Below are 18713 nucleotides of genomic sequence, written 5' to 3'. Positions count from 1 at the left end.
AGCACATAGGCTGTGGGATATGGCGGAATTCATCTACACGCTTCGCAACGTCCGGAAGGCGCACGGCGACAAGGTCGTTCTCGACAACGTCACCCTGAACTTCCTCACCGGCGCGAAGATCGGCGTGGTCGGGCCGAACGGCACCGGTAAGTCCTCGCTGTTCAAGATCATGGCGGGGCTCGACCAGCCCTCCAACGGCGAGGCCCGGCTGGCGGAGGACGCGACGGTCGGGATCCTGCTGCAGGAACCGCCGCTGACCGAGGGCAAGACGGTCCTGGAGAACGTCGAGGAAGGCGTCGGCGACACCAAGCGGAAGCTGGACCGCTTCAACGAGATCTCCGCCGAGCTGGCCGACCCGGACGCGGACTACGACACGCTGCTGGCCGAGATGGGTGACCTGCAGACCGAGCTGGACCACCGCAATGCCTGGGACGTCGACGCTCAGCTCGAGCAGGCGATGGACGCGCTGCGGTGCCCGCCGGCCGACGCGCTGGTGGACAACCTGTCCGGTGGTGAGCGCCGCCGGGTCGCGCTGTGCAAGCTGCTGCTGCAGCAGCCCGACCTGCTGCTCCTCGACGAGCCGACCAACCACCTGGACGCCGAGTCCGTGCTGTGGCTCGAGCAGCATCTGCAGAAGTACGCCGGCGCCGTCCTCGCGATCACCCACGACCGGTACTTCCTGGACAACGTCGCCGAGTGGATCCTGGAGCTCGACCGCGGCCGCACGTACGGGTACGAGGGGAACTACTCCAAGTACCTGGAGACCAAGCAGGAGCGGCTCGTCGTCGAAGGCCGCAAGGACGCCAAGCGGCAGAAGATCCTGGAGCGCGAGCTCGAGTGGGTCCGGTCGAACGCGAAGGGCCGGCAGTCCAAGAGCAAGGCCCGCCTGCAGCGGTACGAGGAGCTGGCGGCCGAGGCGGAGCGCGCCAAGAAGCTGGACATCGACGAGATCAACATCCCGCCGGGTCCGCGCCTGGGCAGCACTGTGCTCGAGGTCTCCAAGCTGCAGAAGGGCTTCGGCGACCGCAAGCTGATCGACGGCCTGAGCTTCTCGCTGCCGCGGGCCGGCATCGTCGGCGTCGTCGGCCCGAACGGTGTCGGCAAGTCGACGCTGTTCCGGATGATCGTCGGCGAGGAGCAGCCGGATGCCGGCACGCTCAAGCTCGGCGAGACCGTGAAGGTGTCGTACGTCGACCAGTCGCGGGGCGGCCTGGACCCGAAGAAGACGGTGTGGGAGCAGGTCTCCGACGGCCTCGACCACATCAAGGTGGCGCACTTCGAGATGCCGAGCCGGGCGTACGTCGCCTCGTTCGGTTTCAAGGGCCCGGACCAGCAGAAGCCGACCGGCGTCCTGTCGGGCGGTGAGCGGAACCGGCTGAACCTGGCGCTGACGCTGAAGATGGGCGGCAACCTGCTGCTGCTCGACGAGCCGACCAACGACCTGGACGTGGAGACGCTGCAGTCGCTGGAGGATGCGCTGCTCGAGTTCCCCGGCTGTGCTGTGGTCGTGTCCCACGACCGGTGGTTCCTGGACCGGGTGGCGACGCACATCCTGGCCTGGGAGGGGAGTGAGCAGGACCCGGCCCAGTGGTTCTGGTTCGAGGGCAACTTCGCGTCGTACGAGGCGAACAAGGTGGAGCGGCTCGGGCCGGAGGCTGCCCGTCCGCACCGGGTCACGTACCGCAAGCTCACCCGCGACTGACCCGAACCCGCAGATGGCTCACGCCGGCCACCGCCGGCGTGAGCCGACTCATCCCAGCCGGGCCGATCCGAGCGGAGCCGCACCCCGAGCCGGAGTCGCACGCCGAGCCGGGGCCGCGCCCGAGCTGGAGTCGCACCCCGGCCGGAGTCGCATCTCAGCCGGAGTCGCATCCCCGGCCGAGTCGTACGCCGGTGGGCCTCATTCACTGGTGATTCTCACCCTGGCGGGGTGAGGAAATCGCTGTGCCGTCGGGGGAGGCTGCCACTGACCACCTGGCAGTCGATGGGAGCAGCGCGATGGCGACACTGACGGTTTGGAAGTTCGAGACGCCCACCGGGGCAGACGAGGCCGTCTCCACCTTGGAGAACCTGGCCAAGCAGAAGCTGATCAACGTGCACGACGCCGCCACGGTGTCGTGGCAGCCGGGTGCGAAGAAGCCCAAGACCCGGCAGTTGCACAGCCTGGCGGGTGCAGGTGCGATGGGTGGCATGTTCTGGGGCATGCTCTTCGGGCTGATCTTCCTGATGCCGCTGCTCGGTGCCGCGATCGGGGCCGCGACCGGTGCGATCGCCGGCTCGCTGACCGACGTCGGGATCGACGACAACTTCATCAAGTCCGCGCGCGACAAGATCACGCCCGGCACGTCGGCGCTGTTCCTGATGTCGAGCGACGCGGTGACCGACAAGGTGATGGAGCCGTTCGAGGCACGTGGGGTCAAGCCCGAGCTCATCCAGTCCAACCTGTCGAACGAGCAGGAGGCGGCGCTCCGCGAGATGATCGCCAACTGAGACTGCAAGGCAGGCAGCAGGCCTCACCCGCGGACGGGTGAGGCCTGGCTGTCGTTCGGGGCTGACGGCGAGGCCCTCAGCCGTGGGTCTGGTGGTCGGCGAGCACGCGCTCGACGACCGGAAGGTCCGTGGTGATGAGGGCCTTCCACAGCGCCCACCCGCGGGCGCGGGCCCACGTGCCGCGATCGTGACCGACCGCCGCGCGGAAGGCCTCCCGAGAGTCGCCGGAGAAGAACGTGTACGCGATCACCAGATCGCACGCCGGGTCGCCCACGCCACAGGTGCCGAAGTCGATGACCGCCGAGAGCCGGCCGTCGCGGACCAGGAGGTTGCCGGAGGCGATGTCGCCGTGGAACCACACCGGCGGCCGGTCCCACGAGGTCGCGAGGGCGGCGTCCCAGACCTCGCGGGCCAGGTCCGCATCGATCCGGTGCTTCAGTACGGCGAGCGCCTCGACGGTCTCGTCGTGGTAGTGCTCGGGGTGCGCGCCGCGGTAGAAGCTGTGCGCCCCCGCGAGTGGTCCATCCGTCGCGTCGACGCTCTGCAGCGCGAGGATGAACGCGGCGATCGACTGTGCGAAGTCGTCGAGGTCGGCGACAGTCGACGAAGAGGCCGTTTCCCCGTCGATCCAGCGGCGGATCGCCCAGTGGTAGGGGTACCCCTCACCCGGTGAGCCCTTCGCGACCGCCTCGGGAATGGCGACCGGCAAGGCCGGCGCGAGGATCGGCAGCCACTGGTGTTCCTTGTGTACGGCGGCCACGTAGCTCTCGTGGGTCGGCAGTCGTGCCGTCAGTTCGTCGCCGAGCCGGTACGTCCGGTTGTCCCAGCCGTCGATCTTGACCGGGCTGACCCGCAGCCCGGCCCACTGCGGGAACTGCTGTGCGATCAATCGCCGTACCAGCGCGGCGTCGATGCCGGCCCGGCCGTCCTGATGGGTATCCGTCACGCCGCAAGCCTGTCGGAAACCGTCTGCCGGACTCAAAGCCTTTAGTCGGGAGCTACAGCGTTGTCGACCGCGTCCGCGAGGAAGGCCGAGATCGTCCGGAGCTCCTCGACACTGCGCGTCGCCAGGACGTCGTGCATCCGCGCACCCTGCTCGGCGTACAGCGGGACCAGCTTGTCCTGGATCGCCGCCAGTGACGGCGTGACGACGACCTTGCGGCGGTCGCGGGGATCGGCCTCGCGGGTGACGAAGCCGTGCGACTCCAGCCGGTCGATGACGCCGGTGACCGTGCCGGACGTCAGCCCGGTGTGCTCGGCGAGCTGTCGCGGCGTGAGCGGGCCGTACGTCTGCAGCAGCGTCATGAACTGGGAGTCGCTCGCGCCCAGCCCCACCTTCGCGGAGACGGCGTGGTTGTACAGCACCACCTCGGCGATGAACCGGATCATCCGCTGCTGGATCTCGCCTGCGAGCTCTTCTCGGGAACTGGTCATGGTTCGCCTCAGCATAGAGCTTGTATTTCTCTCGGATCTCCAAGATACTCGGATTGCCAAGATACTTGAAGAGCCGAGATAACGGAGATGACGATGAAGGTACTGGTGATCGGTGGCGGGACCGGCGGACTGGCGTTGGCGCACGGCCTGCGGCGCGCGGGGATCGGGGTGACCGTGTTCGAACGGGACGCGCTGCGGACGGACGGCCTGCACGGCTACCGGGTCGGCATCGACCCGGACGGCAGCCGGGCGCTGCACGCGCTGCTGCCGCGGGAGCTCTACGACACGTTCGTGGCGACCAAGGCCCGCGACCCGAAGTACTTCAACATGCTCACCGAGGACCTCAAGGAGGTCCTGTCGATGGAGCTCCCGGAGGTGACCGACCCGGTCGAGAGCGAGAAGTCGATCAGCCGGATGACGCTCCGCCAGGTGCTGCTGACCGGTCTCGACGACGTGGTCGAGTTCGGCAAGGAGTTCACCCGCTTCGAGCAGCACGGCGACCGGGTGACGGCGTACTTCGCCGACGGTACGCACGCCAGCGGCGATCTCCTGGTCGCCGCCGACGGCTCGGGATCACGGGTACGGCGTCAGTACCTGCCGCGGGCGAGGACCGAGGAGACCGGGATCATCGCGATCGCCGGGAAGCTGCCGATCACCGAGGAGAGCGCGAAGCTCGTGCCGCCGAAGGTGTTCGAGGGGATCTCGATCGTCAGCGCGCCGCGGGGACTGGCCTGCATCGTGCACGTGATGGAGTTCCAGTGGGACCGCGACGGCAACGTCAAGGACGGCATCGGCGGCAACACCGAGGAGCTGATCCGGCGCTGGCCGGGACTGCAGTTCGACAACACCCGCGACTACATCAACTGGGGACTGTCGGCCACCAAGGACAAGCTGCCGGCCAACATCATGGAGCTGCGCGGGCAGGAGCTCATCGACGTCGCCCTGGAGATGACGCCGGGCTGGCACCCGAATCTGCGTCGCCTGTTCGAGCTGGCCGATCCCGGCACCTGTTTCCCGGTGAACATCTGGACCTCGGTCCCGCTCGAGCCCTGGGAGACGACGACCGTGACGCTGCTCGGTGACGCGATTCACACCATGACGCCGGGACGCGGTGTCGGCGCGAACACGGCTCTGCGTGACGCGGTGAACCTGTGCCGCAAGCTGATCGAGGTGCGTGACGGCCGGCAGGAGCTGATCCCGGCCGTCCACGAGTACGAGGCCAAGATGATCGAGTACGGCTTCGACGCGGTCCTCAAGTCGCGGGCCCAGATGACGTCGGACGATCCGGTGCACAAGCCGGTGATCGGGCGGCTGGCACTCGCCGGGATGCGGACCGCGATGCGCACGGTCAACCACCTCCCACCGGTCAAGCGGCGGATGCGCGACTCGATGATGGCCTACCGCGGCGCGGACCGGGACGAGCTCGCTCTGGAGATCACCCCGGCCCGGACCGCGGGATGAGTCAGCGCTGGCCGATGTGCTCCGACACGGCGTCGAACACCCGGCCCACGGCGGCGAAGTCCTCCGGGGTGGCCAGGTCGACCAGGTGCTCCCGAACGCCCTCGACGTGGTACGGCGCGGCCTGCTCGAGCAGCTCGAACCCAGCCTCGGTCAGCTCGGCCCAGACGCCCCGCTTGTCGCTCGTGCAGGAGGTCCGCCGGACCAGGTCGGCGGCCTCGAGTCGGCCGACGGTGTGGGTCAGCCGGGAGCGGCTCTGGTGCAGCCGGTCGGCCAGATCGGCCATCCGGAGCCGCCGGTCGGGCGCCTCGGAGAGCCGGACCAGGATCTCGTAGTCGTTGATTCCGATGCCGAAGCGGCGCAGGTCGTCGTCCAGCTTGGTCATCAGGCGTGCGGTCCCCAGCAGGTAGGCCCGCCACGCCACCTGCTGCTCGGCGTCCAGCCACCGGGTCTCAGTCGTCATCGTCACGCCAACAGTGTACCGGGAATGTAGTTGACTTTTAAACCGTTGATCCCTACTGTCGTGGTCAGAGGTTGAAAGTTGAACTTCCAGTCCCTCCGGCTGCGTCGCCCCCGACCAGTACGAAACACATTCCCGAGAGGAAGCAATGAGCACCGTTTCCACCGGCACGACCCCCATCACCAGCATCCCTGGCCTGGTGGCCGGCACCTATGCCCTCGACACCGCGCACACCGAGATCGGCTTCACCGTCCGGCACCTGATGACCAAGGTCCGCGGGGTGTTCAAGGACTTCGGCGGCGAGATCGTCGTCAAGGACTCGATCGAGGAGTCGACCACGAACGTTACCGTCGAGCTGGCGTCCGTCCACACGCGCAGCGAGCAGCGTGACGGGCACCTGCGCTCCGGCGACTTCTTCGACGCCGAGAACAGCCCGAAGATGACCTTCACCAGCGTCGCGATCAAGCCGGAGGGTGACGACTACGTCCTGGCCGGCGACCTGACTATCAAGAACGTCACCAAGCCGGTCGAGCTCGCGGTCGAGTTCCTCGGCGTGGAGCAGAACGCCTACGGCCAGACCATCATCGGCTTCGAGGCCTCCACCTCGATCAGCCGTAAGGACTGGGGCATCGACTTCAACGTGCCGCTCGAGGGCGGCAAGCTGCTGATCGGTGACAAGGTGGACATCCACCTCGACGTCCAGGCCGCCCTCCAGGCCTGACGCACACGTCAAAGCCCCGCACCTGCACAGGTGCGGGGCTTCGTCATGCCTGGACCATCCGGTGAGCGAGGTCGGCGTACAGCTTGCCCAGCGCTTCCGGGTCACCCCGGTGTGGCGTGTACCACCGCGCGACGTCGATGGAGAGCGAGAGTACGGCGAGAGTCGTGCCGGGCAGGTCCGCGACGGCGAAGGATCCGTCCCGTACGCCGTCGGCCAGCACCTGCTCGATCTGCGTGGAGATGGCCCGGCGGATCGTCGCCACCTCGGCGAGGTGCTCCGGGGTGAGCGCGGCCAGCTCGTACTGCACGACGCGAGCGATCGTGTGGTGCCGGGCGTGCCAGGCCGTGAACGCGGAGACGAGTGACCGCAGCCGGTCCGCCGGAGTCGATCCGTGGTCGGCCGAGCGCAGTACGTCGAGAGCCGCGTTGTGGCCGTACAGGCTGATCTCGAAGAGCAGGCGCTCCTTCGACGGGTAGTGCACGTACAGGGCGGCCGGACTCATGCCCGCGCGAGACGCGATGTCGCGGGTCGTGGTCGCCTGGAAGCCGCGCTCGGCGAACGCGTCGACGGCGCCGGTCAGCAGCCGGCGCGCGGCGGCCGGCTGGACGTGCTCCCAGACGAGGGGACTGGTGACTGCGGACACGTTGACACCCTGCCTCAAGTTCGCGAAGCTAAGCAAGCGCTTAGTGATTCATCTCAAATCGGGGAGGCCCCAGATGGAGCGCGTCATCTTCAACGAGGATCACCACGCCTTCCGGGCCAGCGCGAAGGAGTACGCCGACCGCTCGCTGGTGCCGCGGATGGAGCAGTTCCTCGAAGAGAAGACGATCGACCGGGCCGCCTGGCTGGAGGCCGGGAAGCAGGGCTTCCTCGGGCTCGACGTGCCGGAGGAGTACGGCGGTTCGAGCGTCGGCGACTACCGGTTCAACGCCGTGTTCGCCGAGGAGGTCTCCAAGGTCTCCGCGTCGCTGTCGAGCTGTTTCGGCATCCACTTCGACTGCGCCGCGCCGTACCTGGTGGATCTGGGCACCGAGGAGCAGAAGCAGCGCTGGCTGCCGAAGTTCTGCTCCGGTGAGTACGTCGCCGCGATCGGGATGACCGAGCCCTCGGGCGGCTCGGACCTGGCCGCGCTGAAGACGAGCGCGAAGAAGGTCGACGGCGGCTGGGTGATGAACGGGTCGAAGACCTTCATCACCAACGGCGACATGGCCGACCTCGTCATCGTGGCGGCGCGCACCGATCCGTCCAAGGGCGCGAAGGGCATCACGCTGTTCGTGGTCGAGGAGGGCATGGAGGGCTTCGCCCGCGGCCGGAAGCTGGACAAGGTCGGCCAGACCGAGTCCGGGACGTCGGAGTTGTTCTTCGAGGATGTGTTCGTCAGCGACGACAACGTCCTTGGCGAGGTCGACCGCGGCTTCATCCACATGATGGAGCGGCTGGCGCAGGAGCGGGTCGGGGCGGCGGTGTCGAACATCGCGCAGGCGACCCAGATCCTGGACGAGACGATCGAGTACGTGAAGCAGCGCAAGGCGTTCGGCCAGCCGGTCGGCTCGTTCCAGTACAACAAGTTCGTGATCGCCGAGCTGGTCACCAAGGCCGAGGTCACCCAGGCGTACGTCGACAACGCGATCGTCGCGCACGACGAGGACCGGCTGACCGCGGTCGACGCGGCGAAGACCAAGTGGTGGAGCGCCCAGGTCCAGAACGAGATCCTGGACGCGTGTGTCCAGTTGCACGGCGGCTACGGCTACATGAACGAGTACCGGGTCGCGCGTGCCTGGCGGGACGCCCGGGTGACGAAGATCTGGGCCGGCTCGAACGAGATCATGAAGGAACTCATCGGCCGCGACCTGGGCCTGTAGAAGGGAATCGCTGTGCCTGAAGCAGTCATCGTGTCCACGGCCCGCTCGCCGATCGGACGTGCGTACAAGGGGTCGCTGACCACCATCCGGCCGGACGATCTCGCGGTCCAGATGATCGAGGCGGCGGTCGGAAAGATCGGGCTCACCGGCGACCAGATCGAGGATCTCGCGCTCGGGTGTGCGGAGCCGCACGACGAGCACGGCGGCAACATGGCCCGCCGGGTCGCGGTCCAGCTCGGCTGGGACAACACGCCGGCGACCACGGTCAACCGGTTCTGCGCGTCGTCGACCCAGACCGCGCGGATGGCCTTCCACGCGATCAAGTCCGGTGAGGGCGACATCTTCGTCAGCGCCGGCGTCGAGTGCGTCTCGCGGTACAAGAACTTCGGCTCGGCCGGCGTCGGTGACCCGAGCTCGTTCAACCCGGTCTTCACCGACGCGGTGCAGCGGACCGAGAAGTACGCGGAGACCAACGACACCTGGCACGACCCGCGCGAGGACGGCCAGGTCCCGGACATCTACATCGCGATGGGTCAGACCGCGGAGAACGTGGCGACGCTGCGGGGCATCACCCGCGCGGAGCAGGACGCGTTCGGCGTCCGCTCGCAGAACCTGGCCGAGAAGGCGATCGGCAACGGCTTCTTCGAACGCGAGATCGTCCCGGTGACGCTGCCGGACGGGACCGTGGTGAGCAAGGACGACGGCCCGCGGCCGGGGACCACGCTCGAAGGTGTCAGTGGCCTGAAGCCGGTGTTCCGCCCGGACGGGACCGTCACGGCCGGCAACTGCTGCCCGCTGAACGACGGCGCCGCGGCGGTCGTGATCATGAGCGACACCAAGGCCCGCGAGCTCGGTCTGACGCCGCTGGCCCGGATCGTGTCGACCGGGGTGAGCGGTCTGTCGCCGGAGATCATGGGACTCGGTCCGGTCGAGGCGTCGAAGCAGGCGCTGGCCCGGGCCGGGATGAGCATCGACGACATCGACCTGGTCGAGATCAACGAGGCGTTCGCCGTGCAGGTGATCGGCTCGGCGCGGGAGCTCGGCATCGACGAGGACAGGCTGAACGTGCACGGCGGCGCGATCGCGCTCGGCCACCCGTTCGGTTCGACCGGTGCGCGGATCATGACCACGCTGGTGAACGGCCTGCAGTTCGAGGACAAGCAGTTCGGTCTCGAGACGATGTGTGTCGGCGGTGGCCAGGGCATGGCGATCGTCCTCGAGCGCCTGAGCTGATGGGGCTGGAGAACCGTACGGCGATCGTCACGGGAGCGTCCCGGGGGATCGGGCTGGCGATCGCGCAGCGCCTGGTGGCCGATGGCGCGCGCGTGGTCATCACCGGCCGCACCCAGGAGACCCTCGACCAGGCGGTCGAGTCCCTGGGTGGCCGGCAGCACGCGCTCGCGGTGGCCGGCAACGCCGCCGATCCGACGCATCGTGGTGCGGTGGTGGCCGCGGCGGTGGCGACGTACGGGTCGGTGGATCTGCTGGTGAACAACGCCGGGATCAACCCGATCTATGGCAAGCTGCTCGACGTCGACCAGGCCGTCGCGACCAAGATGGTCGACACCAACGTGCTCGCCGCGATCGCGTGGGTGAAGGCCTGCCGCGACGCATGGATGCGCGAGCACGGTGGCGCCGTGGTCAACGTGTCCTCGCTGGCCGGCCTGGCGCCCTCGCCCGGCATCGGCTGGTACGGCGCGACCAAGGCGATGCTGTCCCGGGTCACCCAGGAGCTGGCGGTCGAGCTGGCTCCGGAGATCCGGGTGAACGCCGTGGCTCCGGCGGTGGTGAAGACCAAGTTCGCCGGAGCCCTCTACGAAGGACGTGAGGACAAGGTCGCGTCGACGTACCCGTTGCGGCGGTTGGGCCGGCCGGAGGACGTCGCCTCGCTGGTGTGGTTCCTGCTGTCCGACGAGGCGTCGTGGATCACCGGCCAGACCATCACCATCGACGGCGGGCTGACCTTGAACGGCGGGATCGTCTAGGGCTGACGTCCCTGCCAGCCGGCCAGCTGGTCGTACGGCGCCGCGTCGTCGGCGACTCGTACGACGGGGCCGAACGGGACATGTCCGCCGCGCGGCTCGGCCGGGAGAGCGCGCTGCATCAACGGCAGGCAATAGACGGCGAGCGCGTCGTCCAGCAGGTCGGTGCGGCCGGTCGCCTTGGCGAGGTCCCACGAGTGGGTGGTGAGCTCGCCGGTGTACGCGCCGATGGCGGCCGCGCCCGGGATAGTGCCCCAGGGCAGCTTGCAGATCCGGCCGAGGATGGCGTCGTCGACCAGGGTCGCGTCGACTCGCGCCCGGCGTTCCTTCCAGGTGCCCATGACGTCGGTGGCGGTGGTGATCGACGGGATGTCGAGTGCGTTCCCGCCGTTGAGTGCGAGGTCGATCCGGCCCACCACGGACAGCAGGTGGCCGCGCAGGGTGCTGACGTCGTACTCCGGGCAGGGCGTCGGCAGGTCGAGGTCGTCGGAACCGACGGCGTCCATCAGTTGCTGTGTCTGGTCCAGGGCGCGGATGAGCATCGGGCGGGGGTCGTTGAAGTCGTTGTTCATGCAGACAGCCTCGCGGGATAAACAAGACATCTTCTGTCGCATATTGTTGAGCTTGTGCGAGCGGACCGGTTGTTGCAGATCATCCTGTTGCTGCAGCGGCATGCGCGGTTGAGCGCGCGGGAGCTGGCCGAGCGGCTGGAGGTGTCTACGCGGACGGTCATGCGGGACATGGAGGCGTTGTCGGCGGCCGGCGTACCCGTCTACACCGAGCGCGGGCGCAATGGGGGTTGTGTGCTGCTGCCCGGGTATCGGGCTGATGTGAGCGGGCTGACGCCGCGGGAGGCGCAGGCGCTGTTCGCGTGGTCGGGGCGGGCGGCGCTGTCGGAGGAGCTCGGGCTGCGGGACGCCTTGCAGTCCGCGATGGGCAAGTTGTCGTCGACCTTGCCACTGGCGTTGCAGGACGATGCCGATGCGTTGTCGGGTGCGATCGTCGTGGACCGGCGCCGGTGGTTCGCGGAGGCCGAGGACCACGGTGCATTGCCGGTACTCCGGCAGGCGGTGGTGAACCGGCGACGGGTGCGACTGCGGTACGCGTCCGCGAGTGAAGGGCTCCAGCGCCGGACCGTCGATCCGTGGGGACTGGTCGAGCAGGCCGGCCGTTGGTACCTGGTGGCGGCGCATCGTGGTGCGGCCCGGATGTACCGGGTGTCGCGCGTCGAGCAGGTCGACGTACAGGAAGAGACGGCTGATCGGCCGGAAGGCCTTGATCTACAGGCCGAGTGGGAGCGGTTGCGGTCAGGACTCGAGCGGAACATGCCGGTCGGAGTCGACGTGCTGGTGCGGGTGCGACCGGAGCGGCTCGAGCAGGTGCGCCGGATCGCCACACCGATGCTGGCCAAGGGATCCATCGCCCGCGACGTGCCGACGGATGACGAGTGGCCGCACCTGCGTCTGCACTTCAGGATCCGTGAGGCCGCGTGTGGGGTGCTGCTCGGGTTCGCGGGCGAGGTCGAGGTGCTGGAGCCGGTCGACCTGCGGGCCCGGATGCTGGAGCTCGCCGAGGCGGCGGTCGCGGTCTACGGCTGACGCCGGGCCTCGAAGGTCTGGCGGACGATGAAGCTGCCGTCCTCGGCCTCGTCCTCGTTGCGCCAGTGGAAGCTGGTCTCAGTGATGTCGGTGAAGCGCCAGCGGGTCTTGGCGGTCTGGGACGCGAGGGTGATGGTGTCGGCGGTCGCGTGGGCGATGAAGGGCATGACGAACGCGGCCTTCGGGCCCAGCCAGGTCGAGCGGAACGCGTTCAGCTCGGGATCGTGGATGCGGATCGACAGACCCCACTCGCCGTCGCCGTCGGTGGCACGCGCGGCGCGGCTCGGGGTGATCCAGATGTCGGCGACCGCGCGGCCGTCCAGGGCCCAGGCGAAGTGCCACTCGCCCTTGGTCTGCCGGGTGACGGTGCCGTCGTCGTCGTACCAGGCGACGTCGAGGTCCCAGCTGCCGATCAGTGGGGCGAACGGTCGGAAGGCTTCGGCGTACTCCGGACGCGGCCCGTTGGAGACCATGAGATCGGCCAGAACCCGTGCGGCCGAGGCGCCATCGGTAACCTGCATAAAAGCCATTTACTCCTGACAGGTGCGGAGTCGTCAAGAGAAATGCGGACGCCCCGCCACCGGTGACCCCGTCGCGTCCCAGCACGATGGCACTTCCGGTGGTCGGGGCGATCAGTCCGACAGCACCGGCTAACTGTAGTGCCAGTCCGGTGCACAGCAGAATCACAAGACGCGCACCCCGATTGCGATCACGTTGCTGTCTTAATGCGTGGCGTGTGGCACCGGCCGTGGTTAGGGTCCGGGCATGACGACAGGGGTGGTGATCCGGTCGGCTGTGGCCGATGACGCCGACGGAGTGGCGGCGGTACGGCGGGCGGTCTACTCGTACAAGGTGATGTCGGCGGCGGCCACCCGGCACATGATCACGGTGCAGGCGCCGGGGGAGCGGTTCCTCCCGCTGGTCGCGGAGTCCGGTGGCGAAGTGGTTGCCTGGGGCTCGGCCGGGCTGAACGTCTGGACCAGCGAGCCGGGCCAGAGCTACGTGTCCATCTACGTGCATCCCAGTCATCGCAAGCAGGGCATCGCCACCGCCCTCGCCGACCGCCTGCATCAGCATCTGACCGAGGTCGGTGCGGTCCGGGTCCGGGCCTTCGTCCACCCCGACGGCCTCGAGTTCGCCCGGAACCTCGGGTACGACGGGACCCGGCAGATGCACTTCTCCGGCGTCCGGCTGGGATCGCTGCCCGAGCAGCCGGCGACTCCGGACGGCATCGAGCTCGTGACGCTGGACCAGGTCGATCCGCGACAGGCGTACACCGCCGACTCGATCGCCTCGCTGGACGAACCGAGTGACTCACCGCTGGACTCGATCGACTACGACCGGTGGTTCGAGGAGGTCTGGCAGGGGCCGGCGCTGGACAAGTCGCTGAGCGTGGCCGCGATGGCCGGTGACGAGATGGCGGCGTTCACCGCGGTCGAGACCGACGGCGACCGGGCCTGGTCGGGCATGACCGGCACAATCCCGGCGTACCGGGGTCGCGGGCTGGCGAAGCTGGTCAAGTCGGTCGCGCTGCGCCGGGCCGCCGCGGCCGGGATCACCGCCGCGTACACGTCGAACGACGACGAGAACGGCCCGATGCTTGCCATCAACAACTGGTTGGGCTACCAGCGCGTCCAGACCGAGTTCGGTCTGCTGCACACGCTGTGACCACCGTCGGGTTCGACCGCGTCCAGCACCTGGTGCGAGTGCCGGTGACGGTCGGTGGTGACGAGTACAGGTTCCTGGTCGACACCGGGATCGGGATCACCGTGGTGTCGTCGGCGCTCGCGGCCCGCTCCGACGTTCGGCCGACCGGAGAGTCGTTCACCGGCCGGCGGATGTCCGGTCAGTCCGTCGGGACGCCGCTGGTCCGGCTGCCGGCGATCGCGTTCGGCGACTACACGGTCGACGCGCATGTCGCCGGCGTCGCCGACCTCGGGGACATCGATGGGCCGAACGGCTTCGCGGGGATCCTGGGTCCGGGGTTCTTCGAGGAACAGGTGGTCACCACCGACCCGGACGCGTCCACTCTCACCGTGCGGCGCCGTACGGACGTCGTCGTGGACGGACCCGTGATCCCGCTCGAGGTCCGGCGCGAGTCGGTGTCGGTGGATCCCTTCGCCCAGCTGGTGTTGCCGAGTGGGCGCGAGATCTGCGTCGAGGTCGACACCGGGTCGGGCAGCCTCATCCTCGACACCCGGTTCCTCGCCGACTGCTCGGTCGATGTCGGCAGTCCTGAGGTGACGACGAAAACCGGTACGGACGAGACCGGATACGAGTGGACCCGGCACTGGGCCACGATCGACGGCAGCGTGCACCTGGCCGCGGCGCCGGAGACGGCACAGAAGGCGCCGCGGGTGCAGTTCCAGAGCATCATCCACGACGGGCTGGTCGGCGCGGACTACCTCGAGCGCTACCGGCTGTCCTTCGACGTGTCCGGTGCCCGGATGATCCTCGGACCGCGGCTCTGAGACAGATCTGTAATCGATTTCGCATCCGGTCTGCACCTGAAATCGCGTTATGTTCCGGAGGACTTCGCTGAGGAAGTTCGCAAGGAGATCGCATGGAGATCAGAGCAGCGGAACCGGGGGATGTCGACAGCTCGCTGGCGATGCACGACGCGCTGGTGCCGTACCAGGTGATCACCCGGAGTGCGCTGATCCGGCGGCTGGCTCGGCCGGCCGCGCCGGGTCAGGCGACGTTCGCGGCGGTCGACGGCGGTGAAGTGGTGGGGTGGGCAACGACCGGTCTGATCGCCGGCTCCGATCCGCTCGACGGTGAGATCCGCCTGCTGGTGCGGCCCGGGTACCGCGGCCGCGGCCTCGGCACGACGTTGCTGGAGGCAACCCATGCGGACCTCCGCGCGGCCGGTGCGACCTCGGTCCGGGTGTTCGCCGACCCGAGCACCGTGGAGTGGGCGGCGCGGTTCGGCTACCGGCAGACCCGGCAGGTGCACTACGCGGGCGTCGACCCGAGCAAGGCGCCGGACCTGCCCGGGATCCCGTCCGGTGTGGAGCTGCTGCCGCTGACTGAGGTCGATCCGCGCCAGCTGCACGCTGCCGACGACGTCGCCCAGCGCACCAAGCCGGGCGACGCGAAGATCTCCGCCCGGCCGTACGACGACTGGCTCGCCGAGATCTGGAACTCACCGGACCTGGTGCGCGAGGTCAGCGTGGCCGCGGTGTACGAGGACCGGATCATCGCCTTCACGCGCAGCCACGGTGACGACACCAAGATCTGGTCGAGGATGACCGCGACCATGCCGGACTACCGCGGTCGCGGGCTCGCCAAGCTGGTCAAGGCCGACGCCCTGCACCGCGCGGCCGAGGCCGGCGTCCGCGCGGCCTACACGGCCAACTACGACGGCAACACTCCGATGCTCGCCGTGAACGAGTGGCTCGGCTACGACCGCGTCACCACCCACGCGGTCCTGATCTGCCCGCTCTAAGGCACCAGCAGTACGACGGTCTCCGCGACGCAGGCGGGTTTGGTGGAGTTCTCGAGCTCGATCACCCAGTTGAGGGAGATCTGGGTGCCGGCCGGGGTCTCGACGGCGTTGGCGATCGACGCGCCGGCGCGGACCCGGGTGCCGACCGGGACGGGAGCCGGGAAGCGGACCTTGTTGACGCCGTAGTTGAGCTTGGCGGTGACGCCGCTGACCGAGAACAGTTCGTCACCGAAGCGGGCGATCAGGCTCAGCGTGAGGTAGCCGTGCGCGATCGTTCCGCCGTACGGGCCCTTGCGGGCGCGCTCTACGTCGACGTGGATCCACTGGTGGTCCCCGGTCGCGTCGGCGAAGGTGTTCACCTGCTCCTGGGTGATCTCCAGCCACTCGGTCTCGCCCAGGTGGGTGCCGACCGCGTGCACGACCTCGTCGACACCGGTGAACGACTGCGCCATGCTCTGCTCCCTCAGTTCCGGGGTCCGCCGGCGACGTACAGGACCTGGCCGGAGACGAAGCCGGCCTCTTCGCTGCAGAAGAACGACGCGGCGGCGGCGATGTCCTCCGGCTTGCCGGTGCGGTTCACCGGGATGGTGGCCGCGGTGGCCTTCTTGAACTCCTCGAAGTCGACCCCGACCCGGGCCGCGGTGGCCGCGGTCATGTCGGTCTCGATGAACCCGGGGGCGATCGCGTTCGCGGTGACGCCGAACTTGCCCAGCTCGATCGCCAGCGTCTTGGCGAGCCCTTGCAGTCCGGCCTTGGCGGAGGCGTAGTTCGCCTGGCCGCGGTTGCCCAGCGCCGAGGTCGACGACAGGAACACCATCCGGCCGTAGCCGGCATCGACCATGTGCGCCTGGCAGGCGCGGGACATCAGGAAGCTGCCGCGCAGGTGCACCGACATGACCGTGTCCCAGTCGTCGTCGGACATCTTGAAGAGCAGGTTGTCGCGCAGCACGCCGGCGTTGTTCACCAGGATCGTCGGCGCGCCCAGCTCGGCGACGACCCGCTCGACCGCCGCGGCGACCTGGTCGGACTTGCTGACGTCGCAGCCGACCGCGATCGCCTTGCCACCGGCCTCGGTGATCGCCTTCACGGTGCCGGCGCAGGCGCCCTCGTCGAGGTCGAGGACGGCAACCGCGTTCCCGTCCGCCGCGAGCCGCTGCGCGACGGCCGCGCCGATTCCCCGGGCCGCCCCGGTCACGATCGCCACCCGCTCGCTCATCCCTGCTCCTTCGGTCCGTGGCTGCTGCCGGGGATGACATTACCCACGCTCCGTCACGCCGGAAGTACCCAGGATGCGATGATCGCCGTGTGGATCATCACAACCGCCACGTCTATTACTGCCCGTTGCGGTGGGGCGACCAGGATGCGCTCGGCCATGTGAACAACGGCCGGTACGTCGACTACCTCCAGGACGCCCGGGTCGACTTCCTGTTCCGGACCGCCAAGGAGCTCGGCGCCGACGACCTGGAGACCGGCCTGCTGGTAGCGCGGCACGAGGTGCAGTACCGGGCGCCGCTGCACTTCCGCCCGGAGCCGGTCCGGATCGAGCTGTGGATCAGCGAGATCAAGGCCGCCTCGTTCACCGTGGACTACGAGATCCTCGACGCCGAGCCGGAGCGGACGACTTACGTCGAGGCGCGGACCCGGCTGGTGCCGTTCGACTTCGGGGCCAACCGCCTCCGCCGGATCAGTCCGGTCGAGCGCGAGGCGTTGTCGAAGCTGGTGGGCGCATGAGTTTCACCCACCCGGTCCTGGTCCGCTGGTCGGACATCGACTCCTACGACCACGTGAACAACGTCCGGTACTTCGACTACCTCCAGGAAGCCCGGATCGCGTTCCTGTCCGAGGTGCTCGGGACGGCCGGCGACCTGTTCGCCGATCACCCGTGTGTCCTGGTCAGCCAGACCGTGGACTACCTGCGGCCGATCCTGCTCAGGCACCCGCCGTACGACGTCGACGTGTGGGTGGAGGTCGTCGGTACGACGTCGTACACGCTCGGCTCGCGGATCGTCGACCGCGGCGGGGAGGCCGAGGACGTGTATGCCAAGGCGCAGTCCGTCATCGTCACCGTGGACGCGGCGACCCACGCCAAGCGCCCACTGTCGGAGTCCGAAAGGGCAGCCCTGGTCAAGCACGTTGCGTCGGCTTGAGAGACCGAGGGTATGTCGCCCACTCCCCTGCCTACTGCGCGGCACTCGGCGGGCACCTCACTGCACTGGAGGAGAGGGCACGATGCTCCGCATCGAACCCTCCCCTCCAGCACACCGAGGCACTCCGCCGAGCACCTGCTCGCTACGGCAGGGGAGTGGGCGACATACCCTAGGACCGACATGAGTGAGCAGCAGAGCTTCTACGACGCCATCGGTGGGGCGGAGACCTTCCACCGGTTGGTGGCGGCGTTCTATCGCGGTGTCGCCGCCGACCCCGAACTGCGGGCGATGTACCCGGAGAAGGACCTCGGTCCGGCCGAGGTGCGCTTCCGGATGTTCCTGGAGCAGTACTGGGGCGGCCCCCGCACGTACTCCGAGCAGCGCGGGCACCCCCGGCTGCGGATGCGGCACGCCCCGTTCGCCGTCACCCCGAGCGCCCGGGACCGCTGGCTCGGCCACATGCGCGCCGCCGTCGACGAGCTGGGCCTGACACCGGAGCAGGACGAGCAGCTCTGGACCTACCTGGTGATGGCGGCGCACAGCATGGTGAACACCGACGAACCGCAGTACCCGGGCGCGATCGACGTGTCCGGCCGCTGAATCCCTCTTCGAAGGAGACAACACGAGCATGGCAACCACGCGTACCGCCAAGGCCCACTGGGAAGGTTCGCTCCTGGAGGGCGCCGGCAAGGTCGCTCTGGAGTCGTCCGGCGTCGGCACCTACGACGTCACCTGGGCCTCCCGGGCGAACGACGCGAACGGCAAGACCAGCCCGGAGGAGCTGATCGCCGCCGCGCACTCGACCTGCTTCTCGATGGCGCTGTCGCACGCGCTGGCCGGTGCGGGCAACCCGCCGGAGTCGATCGACACCCAGGCCGACGTGGACTTCCAGCCGGGTGAGGGCATCACCGGCATCAAGATCTCGGTGAACGGCAAGGTCCCGGGTCTGACCGCGGACGAGTTCGCCGAGTTCGCCGAGGGCGCGAAGAAGAACTGCCCGGTCTCCCAGGCGCTGTCCGCCGTCCCGATCACCCTGGACGTCACCTTCACCGCCTGATCGCCGCACAGTCCGCGTCCGGCGAGCCCTCCGGGGTTCGCCGGACGCTGTCGTTC

At 68.7% G+C, this 18713-nt stretch carries 23 protein-coding genes; 15 read left to right on the top strand and 8 right to left on the bottom strand.

Annotation, left to right across the window (positions count from 1 at the left end):
• Positions 1 to 19 precede the first annotated feature (19 nt).
• On the top strand, positions 20 to 1702 hold the full coding sequence (gene ettA / locus ACZ6O0_RS38175; protein WP_465769949.1) for an energy-dependent translational throttle protein EttA: 1683 nt from the start codon (positions 20 to 22) through the stop codon (positions 1700 to 1702).
• Between the two features lie 296 nt (positions 1703 to 1998).
• A complete protein-coding gene (locus ACZ6O0_RS38170) occupies positions 1999 to 2490 on the top strand; it encodes a DUF1269 domain-containing protein (protein WP_465769948.1) in 492 nt (163 codons plus the stop codon).
• 76 nt (positions 2491 to 2566) lie between these two features.
• On the opposite strand, the gene ACZ6O0_RS38165 is transcribed toward ACZ6O0_RS38170, so the two are convergent.
• Both ACZ6O0_RS38165 and ACZ6O0_RS38160 read right to left on the bottom strand, forming a co-directional pair.
• Positions 2567 to 3436, bottom strand: a complete 870-nt coding sequence (locus tag ACZ6O0_RS38165) for an aminoglycoside phosphotransferase family protein (RefSeq protein ID WP_465769947.1) — start codon at positions 3434 to 3436, stop codon at positions 2567 to 2569.
• A 41-nt stretch (positions 3437 to 3477) separates the two neighbouring features.
• Positions 3478 to 3924, bottom strand: a complete 447-nt coding sequence (locus ACZ6O0_RS38160) for a MarR family winged helix-turn-helix transcriptional regulator (RefSeq protein WP_465769946.1) — start codon at positions 3922 to 3924, stop codon at positions 3478 to 3480.
• A gap of 93 nt (positions 3925 to 4017) precedes the next feature.
• On the opposite strand from ACZ6O0_RS38160, the gene ACZ6O0_RS38155 reads away from it, so the two are divergent.
• Positions 4018 to 5385, top strand: a complete 1368-nt coding sequence (locus ACZ6O0_RS38155; protein WP_465769945.1) for an FAD-dependent oxidoreductase — start codon at positions 4018 to 4020, stop codon at positions 5383 to 5385.
• Between the two features lies 1 nt (position 5386).
• On the opposite strand, the gene ACZ6O0_RS38150 is transcribed toward ACZ6O0_RS38155, so the two are convergent.
• Positions 5387 to 5845 (bottom strand): MarR family winged helix-turn-helix transcriptional regulator, encoded by a 459-nt coding sequence (locus tag ACZ6O0_RS38150; protein ID WP_465770097.1) that lies wholly within the window; start codon positions 5843 to 5845, stop codon positions 5387 to 5389.
• A gap of 145 nt (positions 5846 to 5990) precedes the next feature.
• Here ACZ6O0_RS38150 and ACZ6O0_RS38145 point away from each other — a divergent pair, with 145 nt between their 5' ends.
• Entirely contained in the window at positions 5991 to 6563 is a 573-nt protein-coding gene (locus tag ACZ6O0_RS38145; RefSeq protein ID WP_465769944.1) for a YceI family protein, read from the top strand.
• A gap of 43 nt (positions 6564 to 6606) precedes the next feature.
• Here ACZ6O0_RS38145 and ACZ6O0_RS38140 read toward each other — a convergent pair whose 3' ends face one another.
• Positions 6607 to 7206: a TetR/AcrR family transcriptional regulator gene (locus ACZ6O0_RS38140; RefSeq protein WP_465769943.1), complete on the bottom strand. Its 600-nt coding sequence runs from the start codon at positions 7204 to 7206 to the stop codon at positions 6607 to 6609.
• Positions 7207 to 7279: 73 nt separating this feature from the next.
• Between ACZ6O0_RS38140 and ACZ6O0_RS38135 the strand changes: the two genes are divergently transcribed.
• Genes ACZ6O0_RS38135 through ACZ6O0_RS38125 form a run of 3 tightly spaced genes read left to right on the top strand, consistent with a single transcriptional unit; the run spans position 7280 to position 10410 of the window.
• Positions 7280 to 8425 (top strand): acyl-CoA dehydrogenase family protein, encoded by a 1146-nt coding sequence (locus ACZ6O0_RS38135; RefSeq protein WP_465769942.1) that lies wholly within the window; start codon positions 7280 to 7282, stop codon positions 8423 to 8425.
• A 12-nt stretch (positions 8426 to 8437) separates the two neighbouring features.
• Positions 8438 to 9658, top strand: a complete 1221-nt coding sequence (locus tag ACZ6O0_RS38130; protein ID WP_465769941.1) for an acetyl-CoA C-acetyltransferase — start codon at positions 8438 to 8440, stop codon at positions 9656 to 9658.
• Positions 9658 to 10410, top strand: coding sequence for an SDR family oxidoreductase (locus ACZ6O0_RS38125; RefSeq protein WP_465769940.1), 753 nt, complete (start codon positions 9658 to 9660; stop codon positions 10408 to 10410). Before ACZ6O0_RS38130 ends, ACZ6O0_RS38125 begins: the two co-directional genes overlap by 1 nt.
• Here the strand turns inward: ACZ6O0_RS38125 and ACZ6O0_RS38120 are convergent.
• Entirely contained in the window at positions 10407 to 10979 is a 573-nt protein-coding gene (locus ACZ6O0_RS38120; protein ID WP_465769939.1) for a TIGR03086 family metal-binding protein, read from the bottom strand. The two genes, ACZ6O0_RS38125 and ACZ6O0_RS38120, sit on opposite strands and share 4 nt — an antisense overlap.
• 54 nt (positions 10980 to 11033) lie before the next feature.
• Between ACZ6O0_RS38120 and ACZ6O0_RS38115 the strand changes: the two genes are divergently transcribed.
• Positions 11034 to 12005 (top strand): helix-turn-helix transcriptional regulator, encoded by a 972-nt coding sequence (locus tag ACZ6O0_RS38115; RefSeq protein ID WP_465769938.1) that lies wholly within the window; start codon positions 11034 to 11036, stop codon positions 12003 to 12005.
• Here the strand turns inward: ACZ6O0_RS38115 and ACZ6O0_RS38110 are convergent.
• Positions 11996 to 12526, bottom strand: coding sequence for a hypothetical protein (locus tag ACZ6O0_RS38110; RefSeq protein ID WP_465769937.1), 531 nt, complete (start codon positions 12524 to 12526; stop codon positions 11996 to 11998). The genes ACZ6O0_RS38115 and ACZ6O0_RS38110 overlap by 10 nt on opposite strands.
• Before the next feature lie 244 nt (positions 12527 to 12770).
• Between ACZ6O0_RS38110 and ACZ6O0_RS38105 the strand changes: the two genes are divergently transcribed.
• From ACZ6O0_RS38105 to ACZ6O0_RS38095, 3 genes are all read left to right on the top strand, one after another.
• Entirely contained in the window at positions 12771 to 13673 is a 903-nt protein-coding gene (locus tag ACZ6O0_RS38105) for a GNAT family N-acetyltransferase (RefSeq protein ID WP_465769936.1), read from the top strand.
• Positions 13670 to 14476, top strand: coding sequence for a retropepsin-like aspartic protease (locus tag ACZ6O0_RS38100; RefSeq protein WP_465769935.1), 807 nt, complete (start codon positions 13670 to 13672; stop codon positions 14474 to 14476). The genes ACZ6O0_RS38105 and ACZ6O0_RS38100 overlap by 4 nt, the downstream gene beginning before the upstream one ends.
• Before the next feature lie 92 nt (positions 14477 to 14568).
• A complete protein-coding gene (locus ACZ6O0_RS38095; protein ID WP_465769934.1) occupies positions 14569 to 15453 on the top strand; it encodes a GNAT family N-acetyltransferase in 885 nt (294 codons plus the stop codon).
• On the opposite strand, the gene ACZ6O0_RS38090 is transcribed toward ACZ6O0_RS38095, so the two are convergent.
• Together ACZ6O0_RS38090 and ACZ6O0_RS38085 are read right to left on the bottom strand one after the other, a co-directional pair.
• On the bottom strand, positions 15450 to 15905 hold the full coding sequence (locus ACZ6O0_RS38090) for a MaoC family dehydratase (RefSeq protein WP_465769933.1): 456 nt from the start codon (positions 15903 to 15905) through the stop codon (positions 15450 to 15452). The two genes, ACZ6O0_RS38095 and ACZ6O0_RS38090, sit on opposite strands and share 4 nt — an antisense overlap.
• An 11-nt stretch (positions 15906 to 15916) precedes the next feature.
• Positions 15917 to 16669, bottom strand: coding sequence for an SDR family oxidoreductase (locus ACZ6O0_RS38085; RefSeq protein ID WP_465769932.1), 753 nt, complete (start codon positions 16667 to 16669; stop codon positions 15917 to 15919).
• An 89-nt stretch (positions 16670 to 16758) separates the two neighbouring features.
• Between ACZ6O0_RS38085 and ACZ6O0_RS38080 the strand changes: the two genes are divergently transcribed.
• The 4 genes from ACZ6O0_RS38080 to ACZ6O0_RS38065 all read left to right on the top strand — a co-directional run bounded on the left by ACZ6O0_RS38080 (position 16759) and on the right by ACZ6O0_RS38065 (position 18657).
• Positions 16759 to 17184: an acyl-CoA thioesterase gene (locus tag ACZ6O0_RS38080; RefSeq protein WP_465769931.1), complete on the top strand. Its 426-nt coding sequence runs from the start codon at positions 16759 to 16761 to the stop codon at positions 17182 to 17184.
• Positions 17181 to 17600, top strand: a complete 420-nt coding sequence (locus ACZ6O0_RS38075; RefSeq protein ID WP_465769930.1) for an acyl-CoA thioesterase — start codon at positions 17181 to 17183, stop codon at positions 17598 to 17600. Before ACZ6O0_RS38080 ends, ACZ6O0_RS38075 begins: the two co-directional genes overlap by 4 nt.
• 180 nt (positions 17601 to 17780) lie before the next feature.
• Positions 17781 to 18200, top strand: coding sequence for a globin (locus tag ACZ6O0_RS38070; protein WP_465769929.1), 420 nt, complete (start codon positions 17781 to 17783; stop codon positions 18198 to 18200).
• A gap of 28 nt (positions 18201 to 18228) precedes the next feature.
• On the top strand, positions 18229 to 18657 hold the full coding sequence (locus tag ACZ6O0_RS38065; protein ID WP_465769928.1) for an OsmC family protein: 429 nt from the start codon (positions 18229 to 18231) through the stop codon (positions 18655 to 18657).
• The last annotated feature ends 56 nt before the right edge of the window (positions 18658 to 18713 follow it).

It is taken from the genome of Kribbella sp. NPDC048837, from assembly GCF_055586945.1.
This window is presented reverse-complemented; position numbering and strand designations above follow the sequence as displayed.

Excerpts from the sequence above, each read along its gene's own strand:
- ACZ6O0_RS38150 (WP_465770097.1), bottom strand. The coding sequence starts at position 5,845 with ATGACGACTGAGACCCGGTGGCTGGACGCCGAGCAGCAGGTGGCGTGG.
- ettA (WP_465769949.1), top strand. The coding sequence starts at position 20 with ATGGCGGAATTCATCTACACGCTTCGCAACGTCCGGAAGGCGCACGGC.
- ACZ6O0_RS38170 (WP_465769948.1), top strand. The coding sequence starts at position 1,999 with ATGGCGACACTGACGGTTTGGAAGTTCGAGACGCCCACCGGGGCAGAC.
- ACZ6O0_RS38155 (WP_465769945.1), top strand. The coding sequence starts at position 4,018 with ATGAAGGTACTGGTGATCGGTGGCGGGACCGGCGGACTGGCGTTGGCG.
- ACZ6O0_RS38095 (WP_465769934.1), top strand. The coding sequence starts at position 14,569 with ATGGAGATCAGAGCAGCGGAACCGGGGGATGTCGACAGCTCGCTGGCG.
- ACZ6O0_RS38125 (WP_465769940.1), top strand. The coding sequence starts at position 9,658 with ATGGGGCTGGAGAACCGTACGGCGATCGTCACGGGAGCGTCCCGGGGG.
- ACZ6O0_RS38075 (WP_465769930.1), top strand. The coding sequence starts at position 17,181 with ATGAGTTTCACCCACCCGGTCCTGGTCCGCTGGTCGGACATCGACTCC.
- ACZ6O0_RS38105 (WP_465769936.1), top strand. The coding sequence starts at position 12,771 with ATGACGACAGGGGTGGTGATCCGGTCGGCTGTGGCCGATGACGCCGAC.
- ACZ6O0_RS38110 (WP_465769937.1), bottom strand. The coding sequence starts at position 12,526 with ATGCAGGTTACCGATGGCGCCTCGGCCGCACGGGTTCTGGCCGATCTC.
- ACZ6O0_RS38090 (WP_465769933.1), bottom strand. The coding sequence starts at position 15,905 with ATGGCGCAGTCGTTCACCGGTGTCGACGAGGTCGTGCACGCGGTCGGC.
- ACZ6O0_RS38160 (WP_465769946.1), bottom strand. The coding sequence starts at position 3,924 with ATGACCAGTTCCCGAGAAGAGCTCGCAGGCGAGATCCAGCAGCGGATG.
- ACZ6O0_RS38070 (WP_465769929.1), top strand. The coding sequence starts at position 17,781 with ATGAGTGAGCAGCAGAGCTTCTACGACGCCATCGGTGGGGCGGAGACC.
- ACZ6O0_RS38145 (WP_465769944.1), top strand. The coding sequence starts at position 5,991 with ATGAGCACCGTTTCCACCGGCACGACCCCCATCACCAGCATCCCTGGC.
- ACZ6O0_RS38135 (WP_465769942.1), top strand. The coding sequence starts at position 7,280 with ATGGAGCGCGTCATCTTCAACGAGGATCACCACGCCTTCCGGGCCAGC.
- ACZ6O0_RS38085 (WP_465769932.1), bottom strand. The coding sequence starts at position 16,669 with ATGAGCGAGCGGGTGGCGATCGTGACCGGGGCGGCCCGGGGAATCGGC.
- ACZ6O0_RS38065 (WP_465769928.1), top strand. The coding sequence starts at position 18,229 with ATGGCAACCACGCGTACCGCCAAGGCCCACTGGGAAGGTTCGCTCCTG.
- ACZ6O0_RS38120 (WP_465769939.1), bottom strand. The coding sequence starts at position 10,979 with ATGAACAACGACTTCAACGACCCCCGCCCGATGCTCATCCGCGCCCTG.